This is a genomic window from Pseudomonas sp. SWRI154 (genome assembly GCF_014268645.1).
Taxonomy (GTDB): domain Bacteria; phylum Pseudomonadota; class Gammaproteobacteria; order Pseudomonadales; family Pseudomonadaceae; genus Aquipseudomonas; species Aquipseudomonas marvdashtae.
This window is the reverse complement of record NZ_JABWQW010000009.1, coordinates 53,091-75,287: the sequence shown is the minus strand read 5'-3', so window position 1 is coordinate 75,287 and position 22,197 is coordinate 53,091. Positions and strand designations below refer to the sequence as shown.

Annotated in this window: 17 protein-coding genes; 3 read left to right on the top strand and 14 right to left on the bottom strand. The window is 60.8% G+C overall.

Translation table 11 applies throughout. The features are described 5' to 3' along the window. Positions 1–75: 75 nt before the first annotated feature. The 4 genes from HU806_RS10555 to hflK (HU806_RS10540) are packed head-to-tail and all read right to left on the bottom strand — an operon-like array spanning position 76 to position 6,018. Positions 76–1,971 (bottom strand): heavy metal translocating P-type ATPase, encoded by a 1,896-nt coding sequence (locus HU806_RS10555; protein ID WP_186611320.1) that lies wholly within the window; start codon positions 1,969–1,971, stop codon positions 76–78. Continuing rightward, positions 1,968–3,020 (bottom strand): protease modulator HflK, encoded by a 1,053-nt coding sequence (gene hflK / locus HU806_RS10550; RefSeq protein WP_186611319.1) that lies wholly within the window; start codon positions 3,018–3,020, stop codon positions 1,968–1,970. Before hflK (HU806_RS10550) ends, HU806_RS10555 begins: the two co-directional genes overlap by 4 nt. After that, positions 3,017–4,057, bottom strand: coding sequence for a protease modulator HflC (gene hflC / locus HU806_RS10545; protein WP_186611318.1), 1,041 nt, complete (start codon positions 4,055–4,057; stop codon positions 3,017–3,019). Before hflC ends, hflK (HU806_RS10550) begins: the two co-directional genes overlap by 4 nt. Next, entirely contained in the window at positions 4,054–6,018 is a 1,965-nt protein-coding gene (gene hflK, locus HU806_RS10540; protein ID WP_186611317.1) for a protease modulator HflK, read from the bottom strand. The genes hflC and hflK (HU806_RS10540) overlap by 4 nt, the downstream gene beginning before the upstream one ends. Positions 6,019–6,237: 219 nt before the next feature. On the opposite strand from hflK (HU806_RS10540), the gene lpdA reads away from it, so the two are divergent. Further along, entirely contained in the window at positions 6,238–7,638 is a 1,401-nt protein-coding gene (gene lpdA, locus HU806_RS10535) for a dihydrolipoyl dehydrogenase (RefSeq protein ID WP_186611316.1), read from the top strand. Between the two features lie 64 nt (positions 7,639–7,702). Here the strand turns inward: lpdA and HU806_RS10530 are convergent, their stop codons facing one another. The 4 genes from HU806_RS10530 to HU806_RS10515 all read right to left on the bottom strand — a co-directional run bounded on the left by HU806_RS10530 (position 7,703) and on the right by HU806_RS10515 (position 12,790). Continuing rightward, positions 7,703–9,853 carry a hypothetical protein gene (locus HU806_RS10530; protein ID WP_186611315.1) on the bottom strand — a complete coding sequence of 717 codons (2,151 nt, stop codon included), beginning with the start codon at positions 9,851–9,853 and terminating at the stop codon, positions 7,703–7,705. After that, entirely contained in the window at positions 9,840–11,033 is a 1,194-nt protein-coding gene (locus HU806_RS10525; protein ID WP_186611314.1) for a DUF3142 domain-containing protein, read from the bottom strand. Before HU806_RS10525 ends, HU806_RS10530 begins: the two co-directional genes overlap by 14 nt. A 102-nt stretch (positions 11,034–11,135) precedes the next feature. After that, positions 11,136–11,762: a glutathione S-transferase family protein gene (locus HU806_RS10520; protein WP_186611313.1), complete on the bottom strand. Its 627-nt coding sequence runs from the start codon at positions 11,760–11,762 to the stop codon at positions 11,136–11,138. A gap of 125 nt (positions 11,763–11,887) precedes the next feature. Continuing rightward, a complete protein-coding gene (locus HU806_RS10515) occupies positions 11,888–12,790 on the bottom strand; it encodes a LysR family transcriptional regulator (protein ID WP_186611312.1) in 903 nt (300 codons plus the stop codon). A 230-nt stretch (positions 12,791–13,020) separates the two neighbouring features. Between HU806_RS10515 and HU806_RS10510 the strand changes: the two genes are divergently transcribed. Continuing rightward, on the top strand, positions 13,021–15,225 hold the full coding sequence (locus HU806_RS10510; protein ID WP_186611311.1) for a sulfatase-like hydrolase/transferase: 2,205 nt from the start codon (positions 13,021–13,023) through the stop codon (positions 15,223–15,225). A 59-nt stretch (positions 15,226–15,284) separates the two neighbouring features. Here HU806_RS10510 and HU806_RS10505 read toward each other — a convergent pair whose 3' ends face one another. From HU806_RS10505 to HU806_RS10485, 5 genes are all read right to left on the bottom strand, one after another. Then, positions 15,285–16,274 (bottom strand): aspartate-semialdehyde dehydrogenase, encoded by a 990-nt coding sequence (locus tag HU806_RS10505; RefSeq protein WP_186611310.1) that lies wholly within the window; start codon positions 16,272–16,274, stop codon positions 15,285–15,287. Between the two features lie 57 nt (positions 16,275–16,331). Beyond that, complete coding sequence (gene rarD, locus HU806_RS10500; RefSeq protein WP_186611309.1) at positions 16,332–17,261, bottom strand: EamA family transporter RarD; 930 nt, start codon at positions 17,259–17,261, stop codon at positions 16,332–16,334. Further along, a complete protein-coding gene (locus HU806_RS10495; protein WP_186611308.1) occupies positions 17,258–18,004 on the bottom strand; it encodes an iron-containing redox enzyme family protein in 747 nt (248 codons plus the stop codon). The genes rarD and HU806_RS10495 overlap by 4 nt, the downstream gene beginning before the upstream one ends. Before the next feature lie 82 nt (positions 18,005–18,086). Beyond that, positions 18,087–18,881 (bottom strand): HalD/BesD family halogenase, encoded by a 795-nt coding sequence (locus HU806_RS10490; RefSeq protein ID WP_186611307.1) that lies wholly within the window; start codon positions 18,879–18,881, stop codon positions 18,087–18,089. Further along, a complete protein-coding gene (locus HU806_RS10485) occupies positions 18,882–20,138 on the bottom strand; it encodes a cation:proton antiporter domain-containing protein (RefSeq protein ID WP_238350154.1) in 1,257 nt (418 codons plus the stop codon). It abuts the gene before it with no gap. Between the two features lie 352 nt (positions 20,139–20,490). On the opposite strand from HU806_RS10485, the gene ftrA reads away from it, so the two are divergent. Further along, positions 20,491–21,486, top strand: a complete 996-nt coding sequence (ftrA, locus tag HU806_RS10480) for a transcriptional regulator FtrA (RefSeq protein ID WP_186611426.1) — start codon at positions 20,491–20,493, stop codon at positions 21,484–21,486. Positions 21,487–21,492: 6 nt separating this feature from the next. Here ftrA and nudK read toward each other — a convergent pair whose 3' ends face one another. After that, positions 21,493–22,089: a GDP-mannose pyrophosphatase NudK gene (gene nudK / locus HU806_RS10475; RefSeq protein ID WP_186611305.1), complete on the bottom strand. Its 597-nt coding sequence runs from the start codon at positions 22,087–22,089 to the stop codon at positions 21,493–21,495. Between the last annotated feature and the right edge of the window lie 108 nt (positions 22,090–22,197).

Genomic DNA, 22,197 nt, shown 5'->3' with positions numbered 1-22,197 from the left:
CTGAAGTGGTGCGCCCCTCTCGTAAATGACTGTGGGAGCGATCAACAGTTCGCTTCAAGTACTCAAGCGGACACGCTAGATTCTTGGCAGTGGCTCTTGGAACCGCAGCAGCCGTCCAGCGTTACCCAGTACCAATAATGTGCTTAAGTTATGCAGCAACGCCGCGATCATCGCCCCCGCCGCCCCGAGCCAGCCGAATGCGGCGAAGGCGACGATGGCCAGCGTCCAGCCCAGGCCGATGATCACATTGACCTGTAGCGTCCGCCGACATTGGCGACTCAGTCGCACGCAAGTGCCCAGGCGCCGCAGGTCGCTGCCAATCAGGACAATATCCGCCGACGCGAGAGCAATGTCCGCGCCGCCGGCACCCATCGCAACGCCCACCACGCCGGCCTTGAGCGCCAACGAATCATTAATCCCGTCCCCCACCACCATGGGCCGGAACCCGTGGCCAATTTCGGTCATGACCCGTTTGAGCTTATCTTCCGGCAAGGCCTGAGCCTGAACGTCATTGATGCCAACTTCGTGCGCCAGGGCAGCGGCCACGCTCTGGCGATCACCGGTCAACAATAACTGGCGCCCCAGGCCAAGCGCGCGCAATTGCTCCATGGCCGCCCCCGCTTCCGGCTTGACGCTGTCGGCCAGCAGCAACCAGGCGAGAAATTGTCCATTTAGGGCCAATCCAGCGATCGGGCCGTCATGATCGGGAACCGTCGAAGCCTGGATACCCAATTGGGCAAACAACTCGGGGCGGCCGAGTGCAGCTTCCCCTTGCTCGGTCATTGCCACCACACCCAAACCCTGGCGTTCGTGGATGTCGGTGAGTGGCAGATAATTGTGCTGTTCCACCAAGCTCGCCAAAGCACGACTGACCGGATGACTGCTGGCCGAGCCGAGGCTCGCGGCCAATGGCAGCAGCACCGTGCGATCAGCCGAGGCACTTTGGATCGACTGCAGGCGCAACGTGCCATAAGTCAAAGTGCCGGTCTTGTCGATAATCAACGATGTCAGGTCCGCCAGCTCTTCAAGGAAGGCCGAGCTGCGAATCAAGATGCCATGGCGCGCCGCCACCGCGATGCCGGCAATCGCCGTGGCCGGCGCCGACAGTACCAGGGCACAGGGACACGCCGCGACCAGAACCGCGAGCATCGCCTGGGCGTCGTTGGTCACGAACCAGGTCACCGCCGCCAGCAACAACACCAATACCAGGTAACTGCCGGCGTATCGTTCCAGCAAACGCGTAATCGGGGGCTTGGAGCGCTCGGCGTTTTGCATCAAGGCAATCACCTTGCCTAGCGTCGATTCCTCGCCGGTGCGCGTCACTTTCAAACGCAGCAGGCCATCAAGATTGATCGCGCCGCCAAACACTTCGACGCCGGCCACCGCTTCCAATGGCACTGACTCCCCGGTAATAGGCGCGGTGTCGAGACTCGCCTGACCGGACAAAACCCGACCGTCGGCAGGCACCCGATCTCCAGCACGAACCTCCACCACATCGCCAGGTCGCAACGTGCCGTTATCGACTTCGACAATCGAGCCGTCGGCCTGCACCTTGCGGCCCTGGCTGCGGGTCAACTGGCCGAGGGCGTGAATCGCTTCCTGGGAGCCAATGACACTGCGCTCTTCCAGGACATGACCAAAAATCATAATGATCGGTAGCAGAGCTGCGGTCAGCAGATCGCCAGTGGCCCAAGCGCCGAGCATCGCCAGGGCGATCAGTTGATCGGTGATCCCGTGCAGGCTTGGATAACGCAAGCTGTACCAGGCGGAACGCATCACCGGCACCGCCACCAACAGCGAGGCAAACCCCAACAGCAGTTGGCTGACCCCGCTTTGCTCCGGCGACCAGCCGCGCCATGCAAGGCCCAAGGCAAGCAGGCCGAGGGCGAGCATAGCCAGCGTCAGTTGCCGTGCGGCGGTACGCTGCTCGGCGGAAGACAACATCGGCATGGCTGTGTTTTGAGCGCTCATTGGCCTGCTCCCTGGATGATCAGACGGCTGTCGTCTTTCGGGTCGACCGTGGTGACTGACCCCGCCCGACGGAGGATGTCAGGCATGCGTTCGCGGTAAAGACGCAGCAACATCTGAGGATCCTGGCCTTGGGTTTTCGCCAACCCGAACACCGTAGCCGTGTCCGCCGAAGCCTTGGCGAGCCGTTCGCCGGCCTGCGCATGGGCGACTTCCAACGTACGGTCGGCATCCTGGCGGGCGGCCTGGGTTTGTTTCTCGGCTTCGGTGTGAGCATTGGCGACGGCTTTGTCGGCTTGCTGGCTGGCAGTCAATACCGCATTGAACGCCCCCACCGCTGGACCCGGCAGGCTCGATTGCACATCGACCCGGACCACTTCGATCCCCAATCCCTGCCCTGTCGCTGCAAGATCAGCCAAGCGGCGGTTAATACCTTGCACCAAGTCACCACGCAAGCGTTCGCGGCGCTCCGCAGCCTGGTTGTCGGTGCCCAGCAGTTCAGGCCGGGCCACCAGAATGGTGTCCAGGTCCCGGGCGGCGGCGAGCGCCACGGCGCTGCGGGTCGCCAGTCGGTCCAGCGCCGGCAATACATGTTCACCTTGCAGGACGTAGGCGTAAGGCTCGGTGACCTTGTAGAACACTCGCACATCCAGTTGCACCACACCCGCGTCACCGGTCAATAAATAACCAGAGCCCGCCAATGCGTCGCTGACCGGGGAAGCGAAACTGGCGACACGATCAGCTTGCAAAGCCGCGTCCGAACGCAACAGATTGTCGATCCTTCGCTCCAGTACGCGATCCGCAGCGGGCAATAGAATCACCTGTTCCACGGGACGAGGCCAGGCGATCAAGAGCCCGGCGTTCTGGATTCGATCAAGGGCACCAAAGTGCGTCACCACCGCCCGGTTCTGCGGGTCGATCTGCCGAACATTGGAAAAAACCCAAGCCAATGCAGCCAAAATCGTAACGGCATAAAGTGCAAGAAACGCTAAGCGCCCGGCCTGGATCCACGGGCTGGACAACTCGTTTGTTCCACGTGGAACCAAACTCATGGCTGTGTTCCACCCTTGAGTTCCGCCGTCGGGGGACCGTCTACCAAGACACGGAACGGCGCGGCGTCAGTGCGCAAGATCAACTTGGTGCCCGGGCTGACAATGGTGCCCAGGGTGTCCAGTGAACGCAGCAGGTTGTAAAGCTGAGGCGAACCCGCATAGGCCTTGCCATAGATTTCAGCCGCCTCTACCCGAGACTGCGCCTCGATTTCAGCTGCTTTAACCGTTGCATCGGCTTGCAGGATTCGTGCATCACGTTCGGCGGCAGACCGAATCTGCGCGGCCTCACGCTTACCGATAGCCGTGCGCTCCGTAGCGATAGTTTCGCGCTCCGCACGCATACGGTCGACCGTTGCAGTGAGCGTCACTGACGGCAGCGTCAGGCGCTCGATGCCAACCTGAAGTACGCGTACGCCGTAGGTGGCCAACAGTTGTTGTTCGATTTGCTGGCGCAACTGGGCTTCGAAATCAGCAATGCGCACTTGGCTGGCATCGGTGTTGACCAAGTTTGCCAGGTCATAACTGGCGGCCGTGGTCTCCAGGGCTGAACCGACAAACGTGCGGATTTGCCGCGCGGCTTCGTCCGGCTGGTTCTGCACGGCCCGCATGAAACGCTGCACATTATCCGTGTCACCCTGCACCTGCCACGTTACGTAGGCCTGGACGATGATCCGTAACCCGTCGCGCGTACCGACGTCCTGCAAACCGCTGGAGCTGGTACGAAGGCGCAAATCCACCGGGATCGCCGCTTCGAAAGGCGCTGGCCAGCGCCAGCCCAGGCCCGGCTGCAGCAACACCCGCGCCGGATTGCCAAAACGAGTGATGACGGTGGCTTCACCTGACCGCACTTGCACCAGGCTCGCGGCCGCGATGGCAAAGGCCACCAGCAACACTGCCCAGCTCATCCGTCGCCAGGGAAACGGCCCGGCTTCCTGCGGATCGCCGTGATGGGCGTGATGATGTCCGTGGTGATGACCGGCATGGCCGTGATCGTGACCGGCGTGGTCAGGATGATCGTGTGACGAAGACTGGCTCAATGGGCAGCTCCTGGCTGGACAGGGTTACGTGGCGACGCGGGGTCCGCCGGCAGCGTGAAGTTACGCAGGTCAATGGTCGGCGCGTTGCCGCTGCCGCCCAGGCGATGATCGAGTATCAGCAGATTGGCCTGGCCAAGTCCCTGGCTCATTTGGCTAAGGTATTGCTCCAGGACGAAGGCGCGCCCCGCCGACGCGTAGGCTTTGCGCTCGGCGTTGAAGCGCAGGTCCGCGGCCTGGGCGGTGGCGCTGATTTCCCGGGCGGCGCCCTGGGCCCGGTCATAGGCAACGCTCGCTTGCAATTGCGCTTGGTTGGTTTGTTCCGCAGCGGCGCCACGCTCCCGGGCGATCAGTGCCTGGGCACCGATCTGCGCCGCCTGCACGCCGTGATAGGCATTGGCCGCACCGGCCGGTGGATGAATCGCCTCGACCACCGTCGCGAGGATCTCAACGCCGCTGTCGAGTGATTGCAAGTCGGCCTGCACCGCACGGCCGATTTCATCCGCCAGGCTGACACGGTCCGCACCGAGCAAACCGTCCAGCGTGCGCGACGCAAACTCGTGCACGAGGATGCGGCTGGCGGTGCTGCGGATCAACGCCGGCACATCCGCACTGTTGTAAGTGGCCGCCAGTGCGGCAGCGTCCGTCAAGCCGATGCGATATACGAAGCGCACGTCCATGTTGACGATTTGGAAGCTTTGCTGATCGCCGCGCCGGCTGGCAATCACTTGGGATTTGTCGTTCACATGACTGGCGTCCCATAAGCGATTGGCAACCGTCGGGGCAGGCCCTTCCGCGGGCTCAGCTTCCGGGGCCGCCTTGTTATCGCCAATACTGGTCGCCAACTCATGCACAACACCGTTTTCCACACTGAGCACCCTGCCCCACGGCCAAGGCAGCCCGGCATGCAGGCCCGGGCCGAAGATTTCCACCGGTTTACCAAACCGCTCATAGATGCCACGTGCTTGCAGCGGCACCTCATGCACGCCCGTCAGCAGCCAACCCACCAATGCCACCAGCGCCACGACCGGCAAGAAGGCCCGGCGCATGTAGCTGAACGCCCAGATCTGGCGCAAGTCGATGCCGAAGCGGTTGTGCAGCTCATGTTGCAGGGCCAGCAACGGTTGCGGCGGCCAGCGCAGCAGGGCGGCGACGACGCTTCGCCCCAACCACCTCGGCTCCAGGGAGTCCCGGCGCGGGCTGAACAACGAGAGCGCGGCGCGCAGCAGGAACTCCACCGCTACCAGCCCTGGCAAGACCCCGGTCAGCACCGCCAAGCGCACCGGCCATATCGACGATTCCCCGGCGAAGAGCAAGCACAAGGCTGTCAGCACAAGAACGGTGATGGCGACTCGTGACAGTTGCGCCAGCGACAATGCTTCCGGCCATTCGAGGGAAGATTGTTGAGCCAGTTGCCGCTCAAACACCAGCAAGCCAAACGCCAACGACAATGCGAGCACGGCGCCGACACTGGCCGATATGCCGAGCGAAGCAGCCGGAAGATCGAGGTTCCAAGCCTGCTCCAGACTCAACAGGGCCAAGAGCGACCAACCGGCGAGCCACAGGACGGGCGCCCCGATATGCGTCAGCAAACCAATCGAGCGGGCGCTGATTCGCTCGAGCATTTGCTCATACCAGCCCACGTTATCCATAGGCTCGGTGGCGGCAAGAAATGGCGTTTCGACCTGAGGCAATAGCGCCTGGCTGCGCCATTTGGCCACCCAGCCAGACGATTGCAGGCCCGCCACCAGCACAATCAAGCCGGCACTTTGGCTAACCAACAGCGCAGGCCATATCGACTGCGGCGAAAACACCCCAGTGAAAAACGCCAGTAGCAGCCCAACGCTTGCCAGGCCGCCCAGCACAAAAACGACCCGCGTCAAGCGACGCGCTTGCAACGCCGCCTGCTGAAAGCGCGGCCACTCAGCCACTTGTGCCCCTTGGATATCAAGATCGACTTGCATGTCACCCCAGCGCTTGTGGCGATCAAAATCTGCATTGGCAACCGACGCCCAATGCTGCTCCGTTACGTGGCGTTACCTTATAACCATTTCTGTGAAATTTCTGTTTTGAATTGTTCACGGAATGCACAAGCCTGCCACTTGACGTAAGCCTTGACCGAATTCTTCGGAAACGCTCATATTACGTGCATAATTTTTTATCAGGCCAAGCGGGGAAACGGTATGAGCAATTACGACGTCATCATTCTGGGCGGCGGTCCTGGCGGCTATAACGCGGCGATTCGCGCCGGCCAGCTGGGGTTGAAAGCGGCTTGTGTCGAGGGGCGCGCCACCCTGGGCGGCACCTGTCTGAACGTCGGCTGCATGCCCTCCAAGGCGTTGCTCCACGCTTCGGAACTGTACGAAGCGGCCAAGGGTTCTGAGTTTGCCAACCTGGGCATCAACGTCAGCCCCACCCTCGACCTCGTACAGATGATGAAGCAGAAGGACGACAGCGTGACTGGCCTGACCAAGGGCATCGAGTTTCTGTTGCGCAAGAACAAAGTCGACTGGATCAAGGGCTGGGGCCATATCGATGGGCCGGGCAAAGTGACCGTCACCGCCGAGGACGGCGGCACGACCGAACTGAGCGCCAAGGACATCATCATTGCCACCGGCTCGGAACCCACCCCGCTGCCCGGCGTAGACATCGATAACCGGCGAATCCTAGACTCCACCGGCGCGCTGTCCCTGGACGAAGTGCCCCGGCATCTGGTGGTGATCGGCGCCGGCGTCATCGGCCTCGAACTGGGTTCGGTCTGGCGGCGCCTGGGTGCCGAGGTGACCGTGGTGGAATACCTCGATCGCATCTGCCCAGGCGTAGATGGCGAAGCAGGCAAGACCCTGCAACGGGCCCTGGCCAAACAAGGGATTCAGTTCAAGTTGAGCGCTAAAGTCACCAGCGCCGTGTCCTCGGCGAACGGCGTGCAGTTGCACGTCGAACCCGCCGCAGGCGGCGAGGTGCAGACGCTGGACGCCGATTACGTGCTGGTCGCCATCGGTCGCCGCCCTTATACCCAGGGGCTGGGGCTGGAGAACGTCGGGTTGGCGACCGACAAACGCGGCATGCTCGCCAACCAGCGCCACCGCACGGAAGTGCCGGGCGTCTGGGTGATCGGCGATGTCACCTCCGGGCCAATGCTGGCCCACAAGGCGGAAGATGAAGCCATGGCGTGCATTGAACAAATCGTCGGCAAGGCGGGCGAGGTCAATTACGAGCTGATCCCCAACGTCATCTATACGCGTCCGGAACTGGCCAGCGTCGGCAAAACCGAAGAGCAACTCAAGGCTGAAGGTCGCGCCTATAAGGTTGGCAAATTTCCGTTCACGGCCAACAGCCGGGCAAAAATCAATCACGAAACCGAAGGGTTCGCCAAGGTATTGGCCGACGAACACACCGACCAGATTCTCGGCGTGCATCTGGTTGGCCCGAGTGTCAGCGAGATGATCGGCGAGTATTGCGTCGCGATGGAATTCGGCGCAACGGCCGAGGACATCGCCCTGATTTGCCACCCCCACCCCACTCGCTCGGAAGCACTGCGTCAGGCGGCGATGAATGTGGAAGGCATGGCTACGCAGATGTAGGCAACAAAGAGCATTGCGGTAGATTCCTGCGGCGGGGAAGCTCCCTCGCCACAGGTTGATCGATCTACTCGGCGGCCATCCGCGCCTTGCGCTTGCGGCGGCTGATGAGTGCCAGCACCACGGCCACCACGAGCACCGCGCCAGCCACTTCCAACCACGCCTTGAAAGGCCGCAGGACCGAGCGAATCGGTGCCAGGGCCTGAGTGACGTAGCGTTTATTCGCCTGGTCGAACGCCGGCTCCGGACATTGATGTCCGAAGTCCCACGCCCATTCCACGTAGGGGCCTTCCTTCACATAACGCTGATACAACGCACTTTGCTCTTCCAGACTCGAGTTGTACCCCACCGCCTTGCACAGCACCGCCGCAAACGCCTGGCTGGTGTGCGGCAAGTGATCGGCAGCCTGGCTCGCCAACGCCGTGGCGACAAAACGGTAGTGATAACGCACGTCTGGTTGCGCTGCGCTGGCCTGTTGCCGTTGCACTTCGCCTTCGGCTACCAGCGGACCGATTTTCAGCTCCACCGACTCAAAACTGTAGTTGCCATCCAGGCTCGCGTAATCCGGCGCCATCTCGTAGCCCAGCAATTGCATGCCGGACTTGCGCGCGATGACGGACGCGTTGAAATACGCCTCGGCACGGCTGGTCGGCAACCATTTGGACTCGGCATCCTGGCGCAATTTTCCGTAGGCGCGAGCCTTGTCCTGCAGCTCGGCGTTATCGAAATAAACCGGTGCCTCATCGTAGCGACCCTCACGCAGCAAGCGACGCCCCAGCAGGTTGCGCAGGTTCGCGGCTACCGACAACTGCACGTAGTTGTCTCGATCCTCCTGGCTCAACGGCGGCGGTGCCGGCACCTGGGCATCGACATACTGCTTGAGCTCTTCGACGGTCAGTACGCGCTCGGCAACCGTCGCGGCGTCATACCAATAATTGTTCTGGCCACGATATAGCTGATCGAACGCTTGCAGGTAGTCGCCCCGTTGCAACGCGAGGATCGCGCTTTCGCCCTCGATCCTGCACTTGGGCTGTACCGTCTCGTAGTCCCAGTCCGGCGTGCGGCGGTCGCCCCAGGATTCGTCTTGCGGAAAAGCCTGGGCGGCCTTGGCATAAGCCGCCGCCGCAGCGACTTTGTCGCCCTCGCGCAAGGCGAGCTTGGCCCGCACCCACCAGGCCAATCCGGTGTCGCCAGCCTTGTCTGCAAATGCCTTTGCGCCGGCGTAATCAGCGTGTTGATAACTCACCGCCGCCAAACGATCAGCGTCTTCCAGGTTGCTCTGGGCGCTGGCTTGCAAGAGCTTGACGAGTTTTTTCTCACCGGACGGCTCTTCGCCGTCCCACCAGCCGACGCGGCTGAGCAAATAGGCGGTTACCAAGCGCTGGACCGCTTTTGCCTTGAGCAATTCGCCCAGGCGCTCTTCCGACTCGACGCTGAGGCCGCCCGCCAACTGCAGCAACGAGCTGTAGCCGACCGGGGAGCCCTGAGCGTTCTGGCTCGCATACAGGCCGATGGCGGCGTCCCAGTCGTCGGCGGTGTAGGCGACCCTGGCTTCTTCGCCAAGACTGGCGACACCCAATTCCAGCGGATCGCTGAAGCCGGCGATACTCAGCTCGCGAGCCTGGCGGAACGCTTGGCGAGCCTGATCTTGCATCACCGCCGGTTCGCCGCGCCCGGCCTCGACGCTCATGGCAAACAAGGCACGTCCCAGGGAATAGGCGGCCCAGGTGCTGCGCAAACGGCGCTCGTCGGCCGGCAACGCGAGCAATTGCTGGAACGATTCGACAGCGCGCGGAAAATCGCCCGCATTGAAGGCCGCCGCGCCGATCGCATACAACCGCAACTCGGCGGGCAGGTTCGCCGCTTCGGCAACGACCAGCTCGACATCGCTTGATGCCCGCAAACGCTCCACCACGGCTTGTTGCGGTGGCGTGAGGCCAAGTTGTTCGGCCTTGTTGCGTTGTTCCACGTAGGAAGAAACATCGTCGTAGCTGTAATCCGGGTTGCGCGTGGCCTCGGTCACTGGCTTCAACCCCGCGATGGCCTGGCCGAGGCGGCTGACTTCAAAGCGAAAGCTGCCTTCGGGCAGTTCAGCCAATGACTGGGCACGGTTATCCAGCAGGCGCATCGGGAAATCCGGCCCACAAGCCAGTGCCTGGCCCAGCGGCAGGCTGAGGCTCAGGCACAGCAGGCGACGAGGCCAGTTACGGGTAGACATTGAATCCTCCTTGGTCAATTTTCGTACAGCGCGCCCAGCCGATAGCCCGTTGGGCACCGGCAGCCAAGCGGCCTTCCTGAATGCGGGTGAAGGTAAGCAGTCCGGGGGTTTGTTGCAACGTATAACCCGCCAAGGCATCGACCCCGTCACAGGCGCCTACCGCAAGAGTCACGCGCTGGGGCCAGGGGCTGTCGAGATTGCCCTGGTTCACCAGCCGGATATCGTACAGGCCGTCTTGCTCTTTAACGTTCAGCCCCAAGCGACTGTCGAGGCTGTCTCCACGGGCGACCGCGCCCAGCGTAGTCAGGCTCCAGACTCGTCGGTCCCCCGCCAGCGGCAGGCGAAACCAGATCAACCCGGCTAAATGCTCTGGCGGTTCGGCGCGCAGGTCGGCAACAAGCCCGGCCACTGTTTGCGGATCGGCCAACAACTCCCGGCGCTCGCCGCCCCGGTCGATGGGCACTTCGCTTTCCACCACCGGCGCACCGGTTTGCTGAGTCAAAAGCGCTACGCCATATGCCGGCAAGGCCAGATAAAAAGGCCGCGTGGTCACGGCCCCCCAACGCTTGGCCCAGCGCCTGGCCTGGCCGGCATCGAACAGTCCTTGCCGCGGATCGCTGACCGCGTGAACCTGCAACACGCTGCTGTCCACCGTCTGCAACAACTCGGTCAGTTCAGGGCTGTCGAGCCAGGCCGGCAATGCCGTGATGCTTAGCTGCAACGTGGTGGGCAAGATTTGGCGCAATCGTGCGAGGAACGTCCGGTAGGCCGGCAGTCGTGCGCTACCGGCATCGTGATCGATCTCAACTCCCACCGGTGCCAGGCCTTGGGCTTGCCAGTCGTCCAGCACGCGTTGGATCTGCGCGATGACATCGTCTTGGTTGAGGGATTTAAGCTGACCGTCCAGGCGAATCACAGCCACCAGCGGCCGACCGTCAGCCTTGAGCATCGCCGGATCGATTCGCGCCCGGCTCCAGCCGGCGCCGGGAAATGCTTGCAACGCCAACACCCGAACACTGGAAAAGTCGTCACGGCTCTGGCGCAGCGCCAACGCGTGAGCCGGCGTCCATTGGCGTTGCCAGATGTAGAGTTGCTGATCGAGAACGAGAGGTGCCGGCTGATCGCAGCCACTCAGGAACAGCGCGGCAAGGGCCAGCGACAGCCTGTGGATAAAAGTCATGAAGCGCAGCCACCCGCGGGAAAAGGCTGGCAGATTAGCGCTTTCGAGGTCCAACAGAAACCGTGGCGAGGGCGTTTGCCCCCTCCACGAGCGGCCGGGTGCTCAAGCCTCCTTTTGCAGGCCCACCACGGTACGTGGCATCCCCACGAACCCGGGCAAGGCTTCGACCCGCGCCAGCCATGCGCGCACATGGGCATAGTCCTGCAGCGAAACATTGCCCTCTGGTGCATGGGCGATGTAGCTGTAGCCAGCGATGTCGGCGATGGTTGGCGTGTCGCCGGCCAGATAAGCGCTGTTGCTCAATTCATGGTCGATGACCTTGAGCAGGCTGTGGGAACGGGCAATAACATCCTCGGCGTTATGGGACGCGCCGAATACAGTGATCAACCGCGCCGTGGCCGGTCCGGCATGCAGAGGTCCGGCCGCTACCGACAGCCAACGCTGTACGCGAGCGGCGCCGACCGGGTCCGTTGGCAGCCAACGGCCTTGGCCATATTTTTGCGCCAGGTACACCAGGATGGCGTTGGAATCAGCCAGCACCACACCATCGTCATCAATCACCGGCACTTGCCCGAACGGATTGATCGCGAGGAAATCAGCCTGTTTGTGCACGCCCTTGGCCAGGTCGACGAAGATGACTTCGACAGGCAACTCGAGCAGCGACAGCATCAGCTGCACGCGGTGCGCGTGGCCAGAGAGGGGGAAGTGATAGAGCTTGATAGGGTTCATGGTCGACTCCGCTGGGAAATGACGCCATCGGTAAGCGGCGTCGATGGCTTCATCTTCTGCCCAAGTCCGAATCTATAGAATCACCTGAAAACGCAATCCATCATTTCTGCCGGCGCAACAATGCGTCAGCCTTTCAAGGCCGGGTGTTCGCGCAACGCGCTGACGATGAAATCGACGAAGCTGCGAACCCGCGCCGGCGCATTGCGCCCGCCCTGGTACACCACATGGATCGGCAACGGCGGCAGCTCGAAGTCAGCCAGGACGATTTCCAGCTCGCCAGCGGCAACGTTGGCCGCCACTTGATAGGACAGGACCCGCGTCATCCCCAACCCCTGGCACGCTGCAACAATCGCCGCCTGGTTGGCCGTAACCACCAGCCGAGGCGCGGGCCGGACTGACAGCGGCTGGCCTGCCTCGACGAAAGTCCAGTTCCTGATCTGGCCAATGGCTGATGACGACACCACGGGCATCCGCTCCAGGTCTTGTGGATGCTGGGGCCGGCCATGGCGGGCGAAAAATAGCGCAGAACCGCACACCACCCGCCGCACCTCGCCGACACGAACAGCGTGCAAGCTGCTGTCGGGTAACTCGCCGATGCGCACGGCGACGTCGATGCCCTCCTCCACCATGCTGACGGTGCGATCCAGCAGCAGGGCGTTGATACGAACCTCGGAAAATCGCTCCAGGTAATCCACCAGCACCGGCGTGACGAACAGTTGGCCGAACAGTACGGGCGCGGTAATGGTCAGTTGCCCGCGAGGCTGTGCGTGGCTGCCGGCCGCCGAATCCTCGGCTTCCTGCAAATCGCCGAGGATCCGCCGACAGTCGTCGAGAAAGCGCTGGCCGGCTTCACTCAGATAGACGTTGCGCGTAGTACGTACCAGCAGCGGCGTCCCGATGCGTTGCTCCAGCGCCGCCACTGCCCGCGTCACGCTGGCGGCCGACAGCCCCAGCCGCCGCGCAGCCGAGGAAAACCCAGAGTCCTGGGCGACGGCGACGAATACCTGCATTTCCTGGAACCTGTCCATCCATTCCCCGATGAGAAATCCTGATACAAGTTTTGCGCACGCCTCGAAGCCGCGCCGTATGGCCATTGTAGAGGCCCTGCAAGTGAACCACAGCCAGGCACATGGACGTTGAGCGGTCGCCGGCCGCTACGCTTGGTACCATCACGCACGATGTCATGACACTTTCATGACCGAAAGGAAAATCCCGTGGGTTATCCGATCGATTGGCTTCAACCGAAAGGCCCGTTTCCGTGAACACTCTTTACCGCGCACTCACCCATCCATTCGCGCCGCTCAGCGCCCTGGCCGTAGCCGTTCTCCTGGTCCCCATGGGCTTGCGGCTTGCATTGGGCTGGTCCGACCCGCTGGGTTATCTTTCGGACCTGGCCATTGGTGCCTTGTTGATCGCGCTGCTGTATCGACGCCCCTGGTGGCTGGCATTGCCCGTGCTGCTGGCCTGGTGTGCGCTGACGCTGGCTTGCATCGAGTTGGTCAATGCCGTGGGCCGGATGCCAACACCGGCGGACATCCAGTATCTGATCGACCCGCAATTCGTCGAGAATTCCACCAGCGGTGGCTTCGCATATCCTTGGCTTGCCGCCATCGTGCTGGCCGCACTGGCGCTGTGGCTGATCGTCCAGTGGACCAATCGGCGCCGCCAGGCGCCGCCGTTGCCGCGCCGCGCCTGGGCGCTGCCGATCGTGCTTTTGCTGGCCCACGGCACCGTGCAAACCTGGCGGCCCAACGAGGCGGACCAATGGAACCTGTTCAACCTGCCCCATCAACTCATCACCGCAGGCCTCGCCGCCGGTCAGGAGCATATCGAGCAACGGTTTGCCGGCGATGTGCCGGATCAGCTTCCGCCCATGGAAGGACTCACCCGGCTGGACCTTGATGGACAAAAGCTGCTGGCTGCACCGGGCCAAGCGCGCAACGTGCTCGTCATCGCTCTGGAAGGAATCCCCGGCGCCTACTTGGAAACCAACCGCCAGGCCCTGAAAAGCAGTTATCAGGAAAACCTCATGCCGCGCCTCAGTGCCTGGGCCGAACGCGGCATGAACACGCCTGATTACGTGCTGCACAGTCACCAGACCATCCGAGGCCTGTACGCGATGCTGTGTGGCGACTACGACAAACTCGACGATGGCACCCCCAAGGGTGTCGAGATGTTGAATCAGACCCAACGCAACCAAGCCTGCCTACCCGCTCAGTTGCGCAAGAACGGCTTCTCCACGCACTTCCTGCAAGGCGCTGGCCTGCGGTTCATGGCCAAGGACCGGATCATGCCGCACATCGGCTTCGATACCACCTTGGGCATGGACTGGTTCACCCGCCCTGCCTATCTGGAGTTTCCTTGGGGCAAGGATGACAAGACCTTCTTCGAAGGCGCGCTGGACTATGTCGGGCAATTGCAACAGGCCGACAAGCCTTGGATGCTGACCCTGCTGACCGTGGGCACGCATCAGCCCTATTCCGCGCCGGAAGACTATCTGGAACGCTACGACACCGCCAAGCAGGCCGCCGTGGGCTATCTGGACGACGCCTTGGACAGCTTCCTGACGGGCCTGGAACGCCAGGGGATTCTTGAAAACACGCTGGTGGTCATCACCTCGGACGAGTCCCATGGCATCGACGACGTACGCCTGGCATCGTCCTGGGGATTCAACCTGACGCTGGCGCCCGAGCCACTGCCCAGGATCAAGCCAGGCGTCTACGGCCACGTGGATCTGACCGCCTCGATTCTCGACTACTTCGGTTACACGGTGCCGGCATCGTTGTCCGGTCGCTCGATGTTCCGGGACTATGCGACGGGCCGTGAAATCATGTCGTTCACCAACGGCAAGCTGCGCTATCACGATGGCAAAGGCACCTTCACCGAGTGCGATTTCCTCCAGCGTTGCCGCGACTACAAGAGCGAAGGCTTCATCGCCGATCGCGCCACCTACGCCGGGCAATACAGCGGCCAGCGCGCCAGGCTGATCAACGCACGGGCGACGGCACTGGACCAGACGTTGCTCACCACGCCCTTGAACCAGCACTATCAGTTCGGCAGTGCTGAAAAGATCCCCCTTCCCGCGCAGGTCACCAACGATTGGACCGACAACCTCATCGGCGCCCAATACCTGGAAATGCCCAAAGGCACCCGCACGCGTGTGAGCTTGACCATCCGCGCCGTGGATACGGACCACGCCGCCTATATCTCCCTGAAGGCCAAGGAATTCGAGCGGGACGTGCCGATGGACTTGCCCACTGACGTGGCGGTGACCGCTGATCAACCGCTGGTAATGGACATCCACTTCGATAACCCGCAACCGCGCAAGGCGTTCTCTTTCCACTTGCTCGGTCACGGAATGGGTGCCGTGGAAATCAGTGACTTCAGCGTCATCACGGAGCTGCCCGACCAGCCGGAATACCTGGACGACATGCAAGACGACAGCGAGCCTCAGTCCAGCTGAATGAAAAACGCGCAACCGCCGAAAAGCGATTGCGCGTTTTTACGCTATGCCTCGATGGGTCAGTCATTGACCAATTGCATGATCTCGAACGCGTTCAGCGCCGCGCCACGCAGCAACTGGTCACCGCTGATGAACAGGTCCAGTCCATGTTCCCCGTAGATCAGGTTATAGCGGATCCGTCCAACCTCCACCGCATGCTTGTACGTGGAGGTCATTGGCATCGGATAAATGCCCTGCTTGGGCTCATCCACCACCTCGACGCCCGGCGCAGCCGCCAGGAGCTCGCGCACCTGGGCCAGTGAATGCACCGGTTGCCTGAATCGCAGGCTCAGGCTCTCGGCATGGGAACGCAGGGTCGGTACCCGAACCGCTGTGGTGCTGATGGCCAGGTCCGGTTCGTCCAAGACCTTGCGCAACTCCCAGACCACTTTCATTTCTTCGCGGGTATAACCGTTGTCTTCGAACGAATCGACTTGAGGGATGACGTTGAATGCCAGGTTATGGGCGAAGTTTTCGCTGTCGTCCTGATCGCCGTAGTCACTGAACGCCTTGGCCTTCTCCCGCAGCTCGAGCATGGCGGGTTGCCCCGCGCCGCTGGCGGCCTGATAGGTGGAAATGATCGCGCTTTCCAACCCGAAGGCATCGTGCAACGGCCCCAGTACCATCAGTGCAATGGCTGAGGAGCAGTTGGGATTGGCAATCAGCTTTTCGCCCTTGTAGCGCTGACCGTTGATTGGCGGAACCAGTAGCGGAATGTTCGGGTGGTAACGAAACGCCGATGAGTTATCGATCACGTAGGAGTTTTCAGCCAGACGCTCGCCATACTCCAAGGCAAATGAGCCTGAAACACAGAGGAACACGATATCGCACGAAGCGCAGCCTTCGACCGAAAAAGGCTCGATCAGGTGCTCGGTATTACCCGCCTTCAAGCGCTTGCCGGCCGAACGTTCAGAGGCCATGCAGACCACTTCATAGTCGGTGTCTTCAAGCAATTGCAGCATGGTCATGCCCACTGCACCGGTGCAGCCCACTACGGCGACTTTCTTCATTTCAATTCCTTTATCCTGAAAAACCCACGCCGTTTCAAGGCGGCGCGGGCGGGTAGGTCATGCCGTACGCATTTGCACGGACAATCTGGCGGCTGCCGCTGCACGCTGGACCCGAATGGAATTCAACGTGAACAACGCAAGCGCCAGCCAGATGAACGAGAACGCCGCCAGTTTCAACGACGAGACCGGTTCACCATAAACGAATGCCGCCAACAAGAAGTTGCAAATTGGCGGGACGAACTGCAAAAAGCCCAGCGTGATCATCGACAACTGCTTGGCCGCCAAGCTGTACCACCACAACGGCAGCACCGTGATCAGTCCCGTCGCGACCAGCAGCAGGTCGCGGGTGCCCGATTGCAGGAACTGGTGCCCCACGCCCTGGGCCTGCGCGAGCAGCAGGAACAGCGCCGCAAACGGCAGCAGCACGGCGATCTCGAGGGTTTGGATGACCACCGGATCGCCAGGTACTTTCTTCTTGAAGATGCCGTAGAAGGAATAGCAGAAACCAATGACCAGTGCGATCCACGGGAAGGAATGCAGGTTCAGCAGTTCGAACGCCATCAATGTCACACCGGTGACGGCCAGGAAGATCGCCCAGGTCTGCAATGAAGTGAGGCGTTCCTTGAAGATCACCCGCGACACCAGCATGCTCATGATCGGGCTGAGGAAATAGCCGAAAGCCACCTCCAGCACGCGTCCGGTCATGATCCCGTAGATGTACATCAACCACCACAACCCCAACACGGCGGACACGGTAAGTACATTGGCCGGGCGAACCGTCTTGAGGGTCGAACGCAGCGTTCCTACCCGCGCAGTCAGTAGCACAAGCGCCAAGAGAAACAACTCGGCGAACACGACCCGCCAAGACAGCAGATGATAGGCGTCGAGCCCAGCCAGCGGCTTGTACCACAGCGGATACGAGCCCCAGAGCAGCGTGGCGCCGAGACCGAAGGCGACGCCTTGTCCGGATTCGTTCTTGGCGGTCATTGGCGTCCTCCAGCATTGAGTTTGCGCTCGATGCCATCCCAGTAGACTTCCATCAGGTGCAAGTACTGTTCAATCCCTTCAGCGAACAGGCGACGCTCTTGCGGTGTTTGCAGATGCTTTTCCATGACGTTGAACACTGCGTTGGAGTGGCCAACTTCCACCTCCATGTGCAGCGTCCAGAAGAACCGCCCACGGTCGCTGACGCCTTCCTTGATCAATCCATCGTTGTACTTGGAAACCATCGATGCCGACATCGCCTCGTCCGCGAACAACCCGCCCAGGGCCTTTTGCAGCGGTGGTTTGCTGTAGAGCGCGCAGATACCGTCGTTCAATGCCTGGGTGCTGGGCAGGCACTTGTAAGCTTCGATCTGTTCCTCGCTGATGCCCTTGTCGTGCAGGAACTTGCGGTACAGGTCGGAATGGGAATGGGTTTCGCCCAGTTCGTCACGGGCATTGAAGGCGATGGTGCGCAGTACTGCCTCGTCACGGGTGATGGTGGAAATCCCACAGACGTAGAACGGCAGGTATTTGAAGTAATGCAGGGTTTCCAGGTACAGCACGTGGCTTTGCTCCGGCGGCAGGCCGTGCTCGGCGTAGGCATTGAGAAACGGGTGTTCGGTCGCCCGATGCTTGAGGATGTATTCGATCTGCTCATCCATGAACAACTTGAGTTCCAGATCGACGCCTTCGTTGCGCACGACGTAGGCGGTTTCGGATTGAAACGTTTCTTGAGTGATGGACATGGCCTGCTTCCTTGAGCCCCGGGGGCAACATTGATTCGATAGATAAAACCGGGCGGACACCCATCCGCCCAGCCGTTCGCCGTCAAGCTTCTTCGGTGGTCCTGGCCTTGGTGTCCCAGATCACTTCGATACTCTCGTGGGCGACATCGGTTCGCCGGTCATGGGCACTGGCCCAGCACGTATTGAGAATGATCCGAGTGGTTTCCTGCTGGATCGGCACGACGTGGTGCAACGTGGTGTCGGACTTGAGGAAATACACATCACCCTTGAGGTGGTGGTAGGACTTGATCGGGTTGTTGAGGATGTACTGCCAGATCTGCGGGTTCTGCTTGTCCCATTCACTGTGCGGCACGCATTGGAGCACGCCGCCGATCGCCGGGTCCTCGGGCGCCTCGATGATCCAGATCATCGTGTATGGGTAATCGCCCCAATGCCAGCCGTGTGTATCACCCGGATGGCTCAGCTTGGTGATCAGGTACTGTTCTTGCTCCCAGCAGGACGCCAAGTCATCGCCGGCAATGTTGCCCAGGAAATTACGCAGTGACTCGGATTGATAAAGCGCAGGAATGAACGTCCCGCCCTCGGCGATTTCCGGTTGATTGACGTTATACATTTTGCGATAGGTATTACCCGTGGACGGAACCGTAACATCGCGACGTACCGAATATTCATCGAGTAATGCATGAACCTCGGCATGAACGTTTTCCAAGATCCTTTTCGGTAGGAATGAAAAGTTCTTGAAGTTGAAATAACCGTCGCGGCGGAATTCGTTGCGAATCTGCTTCATCCGGTTTTCATCTTGCAAAATACTCTGGAAATGCTTGGCCAGTTGTTGCTCCATTACTTCAATAACCAAGCTGGACGTTTGTTCGCTCATTTATCGCTCCATTCCATTGTTATCGGTCGGTGTTACAAATCCGTGGGGTGGCGACACTCTTGGGATCGACAGAGTGCCCATGGGGATAACGTTCTTTTTGTGCAAATTCATCAGCGGCCCGGTCATCAGCGTCGTGACGATGGTCATGACCACCAAGGCGGTAAACAACTCACTTGCGATGATTCCCATGTCCAGGCCGATCTTGAGCACGACCAGTTCCATCAACCCGCGGGTGTTCATCAGGGCACCGATGGTCAGCGACGTCGACCAGGTGCATCCCACCAACCGGGCGCCCAGGGCGCTACCCGCAACCTTTGCGGTGATGGCCACCAGCAGGATTACCAGCAGCACCCAGACACCCAGGCCGGTAAACGCCGACGAGGTGGTGCTCAAGCCTGCGAGAGCAAAGAAACAAGGCATCAGTATGATCAGCGATACGTGCTCCAACCGTTCGATGATCATGTCCAGCAAGCGCTGTTCCCGCGGCACACAGAGGCCGAACAGGAAGGCGCCAAACACCGCATGCACTTGCAACGCGTGAGTCAGGCTGCCGTAGATCATCACGCCGGCCAGCAATGCCACCAGCACCATCGGTTGCGCGAGTTTTCCTTCAGCGGCGAGCCAGCGGCTCAACAGCGGCTTGAGCACCAGGAACGAAAACACCACCAGCAACACCAGGCAGGCGCCCCGGACGACCAGGGCCATCCAGTTACTGTCATGACCATTCACCATGGCGACGGCGGCAATCAGCATCCACGCGACCACGTCGCTCATGGCTGCGGCCAGCAAGGCGATCGCACCGACTTGCGTACCGAGCATGCCGCGTTCCTTGAGGATCCGCGCCAGTACCGGAAAAGCGGTGACAGAAAACACGGTGCCTATGAACAGGACGAAACCCAACCGGGAGGTCTCGGGTGCGGCGAAATGCTCGAACAGCCAGGGCGCTATCGCGGCGCCAAGGGAAAAAGGGATGACGATGCTGAAGGCGCCGATAACGATGGCCTTGAAGCCGGTCTTGCTCTGTTTCAATGGGAATCGAAACTCGGCGCCGATGACGAACATGAATAACAAGATACCCAATTCGCTCAGGACTTTGAGCTGGGTGATAGCGCTACTGTCGAATAACTGTTGGTGAAAGGCGGGAAACAGCTGACCCAGTACAACCGGGCCCAACACAAAACCAGCGATCATTTCTCCAACGACCTGAGGCTGTCCCAAGCGATTGAACACAGCCCCCAGGAGTTTTGCTGACAACATGACAAACACTATCTGGATCAGCAACATAGTCCATTCCCTTACAACGTCCAGGTTAATCCGGGTATCACTACAACTCCTCGACACCGCCAACATCCATTGGCAGCGTCCGTTAACAGAACTCAATCAGATACGCACACTTCAACAATCCGCACGAATCGTTTTCTGTTGAAACAGGAATAAATCTGGAAGTGACAATCTTCTACCGATGCGACGGGGTGGGGTACCGGTAATGCGGCAGTCACCTTTGTGGGGTGCAGCCGTCTTGGTTTCTGATTGCCTGGCAGCGATTGTAGGGGCATGGGACTGTCCGCTACAGTGCAGCAGACGACAATAAACGGTGAAATTACGCCAAATGCATGCTCATCCCGGAACAGTGGCAATCCTCGTTTATGAGGGCCTTTGCGTATTCGAATTCGGTATCGCCCTGGAGATATTCGGGCTGCCCCGCCCAGAACTGGACGTGCCTTGGTATACCCACCGCATCGTCGCTGTCGACGAGGGGCCGATGCGTGCGTTGGGAGGATTGCAGATCTCGGTCGACGCAGGTCTCGAGGAGCTTGAGACCGCACAGACCATCATCGTTCCCGGTTGGCGCAATCGTTACGAGCCGCCCCCCGAAGCGCTGTTGCAAGCCCTTAGAAGAGCCCACGCTCGCGGCGCACGCTTGCTGTCTATCTGCTCGGGGGTGTTCGTACTGGCCGCCACCGGGCTGCTCGATGGCGAAACCGTAACCACTCACTGGCAATTTTCCAAGGAACTGGCCGAACGATTCCCCAACATCAAGGTTGACCCTAATGTGCTTTACGTCGATTCAGGCCAGTTGATCACTTCAGCCGGAAGCGCCGCCGGGATCGACGCCTGCCTGCACTTGATCGCCCGGGATTTCGGCACGCACATCGCTAACTCGGTGGCCCGACGCCTGGTCATGGCGCCGCAACGAACCGGCGGTCAGTCTCAATTCATCGTCGCCCCGGTGTGCAAGTCACCGCGCAACGAGCTGACGCGAGTGCTGCAATGGATTCGCGAGAACCTGGAGCAACCGTTGAGCGTGGCTGACATGGCCGCGCGCGTTGCCATGAGCGAGCGCACCTTTTTGCGCCGTTTCATTGAGACCACGGGACTCTCGCCCAAGGTCTGGCTGCAGCAGGAACGGCTGAACCGGGCGCGGGAGCTGCTGGAAAGCACCGACCAGAACACCACTGGCATCGCACATGCCTGTGGATACCGGTCGGTGGAAAGTTTTCGAGCGGCCTTTCGCAATGCGGTGGGACTGGCTCCGTCCGCCTACCGTGAACGGTTCGGTAGCGGCGAGGCCAGCAAGCAAGCTGCCTGGGTCGCCAACTGTTGACTCCGGTTAATCAAGCAATTGATGCAGCTTGGCGTACTGCAGCAACATGATGGTCTTGCCGTCGCAGATTTCCCCGGTTTCGATCATTCCCAGGGCTTGGTCCAAGGGCATTTCCAGCACCTCGATCTCCTCGCCCTCGGACTCAAGCCCGCCGCCTTCGTGCTGTTTGTCTTCATCGAAATATTCGCCGACGAAAAAATGCACACGCTCGGTCACTGAACCCGGGCTCATGAAGGCTTCGAACACCTTGCGCACGTCTTGGACGATGTAGCCGGTTTCTTCCTGGGTTTCCTTGCGGATACAGGTCTGCGGGTCATCGTTGTCCAGTAGGCCGGCGCAGGTTTCGATCAGCAGGCCGTCGTGCCCGTTGACGAAGGCCGGGAAGCGGAATTGCCGCGTGAGCACCACAGTCTGCTTGGCCTTGCTGTAGAGCAGGATGGTCGCGCCGTTGCCGCGGTCATAGGTCTCGCGCGTCAGCTCACGCCATTGGCCATTGCCGCCGAGGTAGTCATAGGTGGTTTTGCGCAGGATGTACCAATTGTCAGAGAGGACTTCGACGTTCTTGATACGCACGCGATCTTTGGTGGCGGTTACCTGGGTCATCACCCACTCCATGTCTGGTATTTGGAGAAAAACCCCCTGAATTCAGGGGGTGGGGTTTTGTGAAAGCTTGCGCTCCAAGCCAGCGGGCCAGATTCGTGGCCCATCCTT

Excerpts from the sequence above, each read along its gene's own strand:
- HU806_RS10555 (WP_186611320.1), bottom strand. The coding sequence starts at position 1,971 with ATGAGCGCTCAAAACACAGCCATGCCGATGTTGTCTTCCGCCGAGCAG.
- hflK (WP_186611319.1), bottom strand. The coding sequence starts at position 3,020 with ATGAGTTTGGTTCCACGTGGAACAAACGAGTTGTCCAGCCCGTGGATC.
- hflK (WP_186611317.1), bottom strand. The coding sequence starts at position 6,018 with ATGCAAGTCGATCTTGATATCCAAGGGGCACAAGTGGCTGAGTGGCCG.
- lpdA (WP_186611316.1), top strand. The coding sequence starts at position 6,238 with ATGAGCAATTACGACGTCATCATTCTGGGCGGCGGTCCTGGCGGCTAT.
- HU806_RS10530 (WP_186611315.1), bottom strand. The coding sequence starts at position 9,853 with ATGTCTACCCGTAACTGGCCTCGTCGCCTGCTGTGCCTGAGCCTCAGC.
- HU806_RS10525 (WP_186611314.1), bottom strand. The coding sequence starts at position 11,033 with ATGACTTTTATCCACAGGCTGTCGCTGGCCCTTGCCGCGCTGTTCCTG.
- HU806_RS10520 (WP_186611313.1), bottom strand. The coding sequence starts at position 11,762 with ATGAACCCTATCAAGCTCTATCACTTCCCCCTCTCTGGCCACGCGCAC.
- HU806_RS10515 (WP_186611312.1), bottom strand. The coding sequence starts at position 12,790 with ATGGACAGGTTCCAGGAAATGCAGGTATTCGTCGCCGTCGCCCAGGAC.
- HU806_RS10505 (WP_186611310.1), bottom strand. The coding sequence starts at position 16,274 with ATGAAGAAAGTCGCCGTAGTGGGCTGCACCGGTGCAGTGGGCATGACC.
- rarD (WP_186611309.1), bottom strand. The coding sequence starts at position 17,261 with ATGACCGCCAAGAACGAATCCGGACAAGGCGTCGCCTTCGGTCTCGGC.
- HU806_RS10495 (WP_186611308.1), bottom strand. The coding sequence starts at position 18,004 with ATGTCCATCACTCAAGAAACGTTTCAATCCGAAACCGCCTACGTCGTG.
- HU806_RS10490 (WP_186611307.1), bottom strand. The coding sequence starts at position 18,881 with ATGAGCGAACAAACGTCCAGCTTGGTTATTGAAGTAATGGAGCAACAA.
- HU806_RS10485 (WP_238350154.1), bottom strand. The coding sequence starts at position 20,138 with ATGTTGTCAGCAAAACTCCTGGGGGCTGTGTTCAATCGCTTGGGACAG.
- ftrA (WP_186611426.1), top strand. The coding sequence starts at position 20,491 with ATGCATGCTCATCCCGGAACAGTGGCAATCCTCGTTTATGAGGGCCTT.
- nudK (WP_186611305.1), bottom strand. The coding sequence starts at position 22,089 with ATGACCCAGGTAACCGCCACCAAAGATCGCGTGCGTATCAAGAACGTC.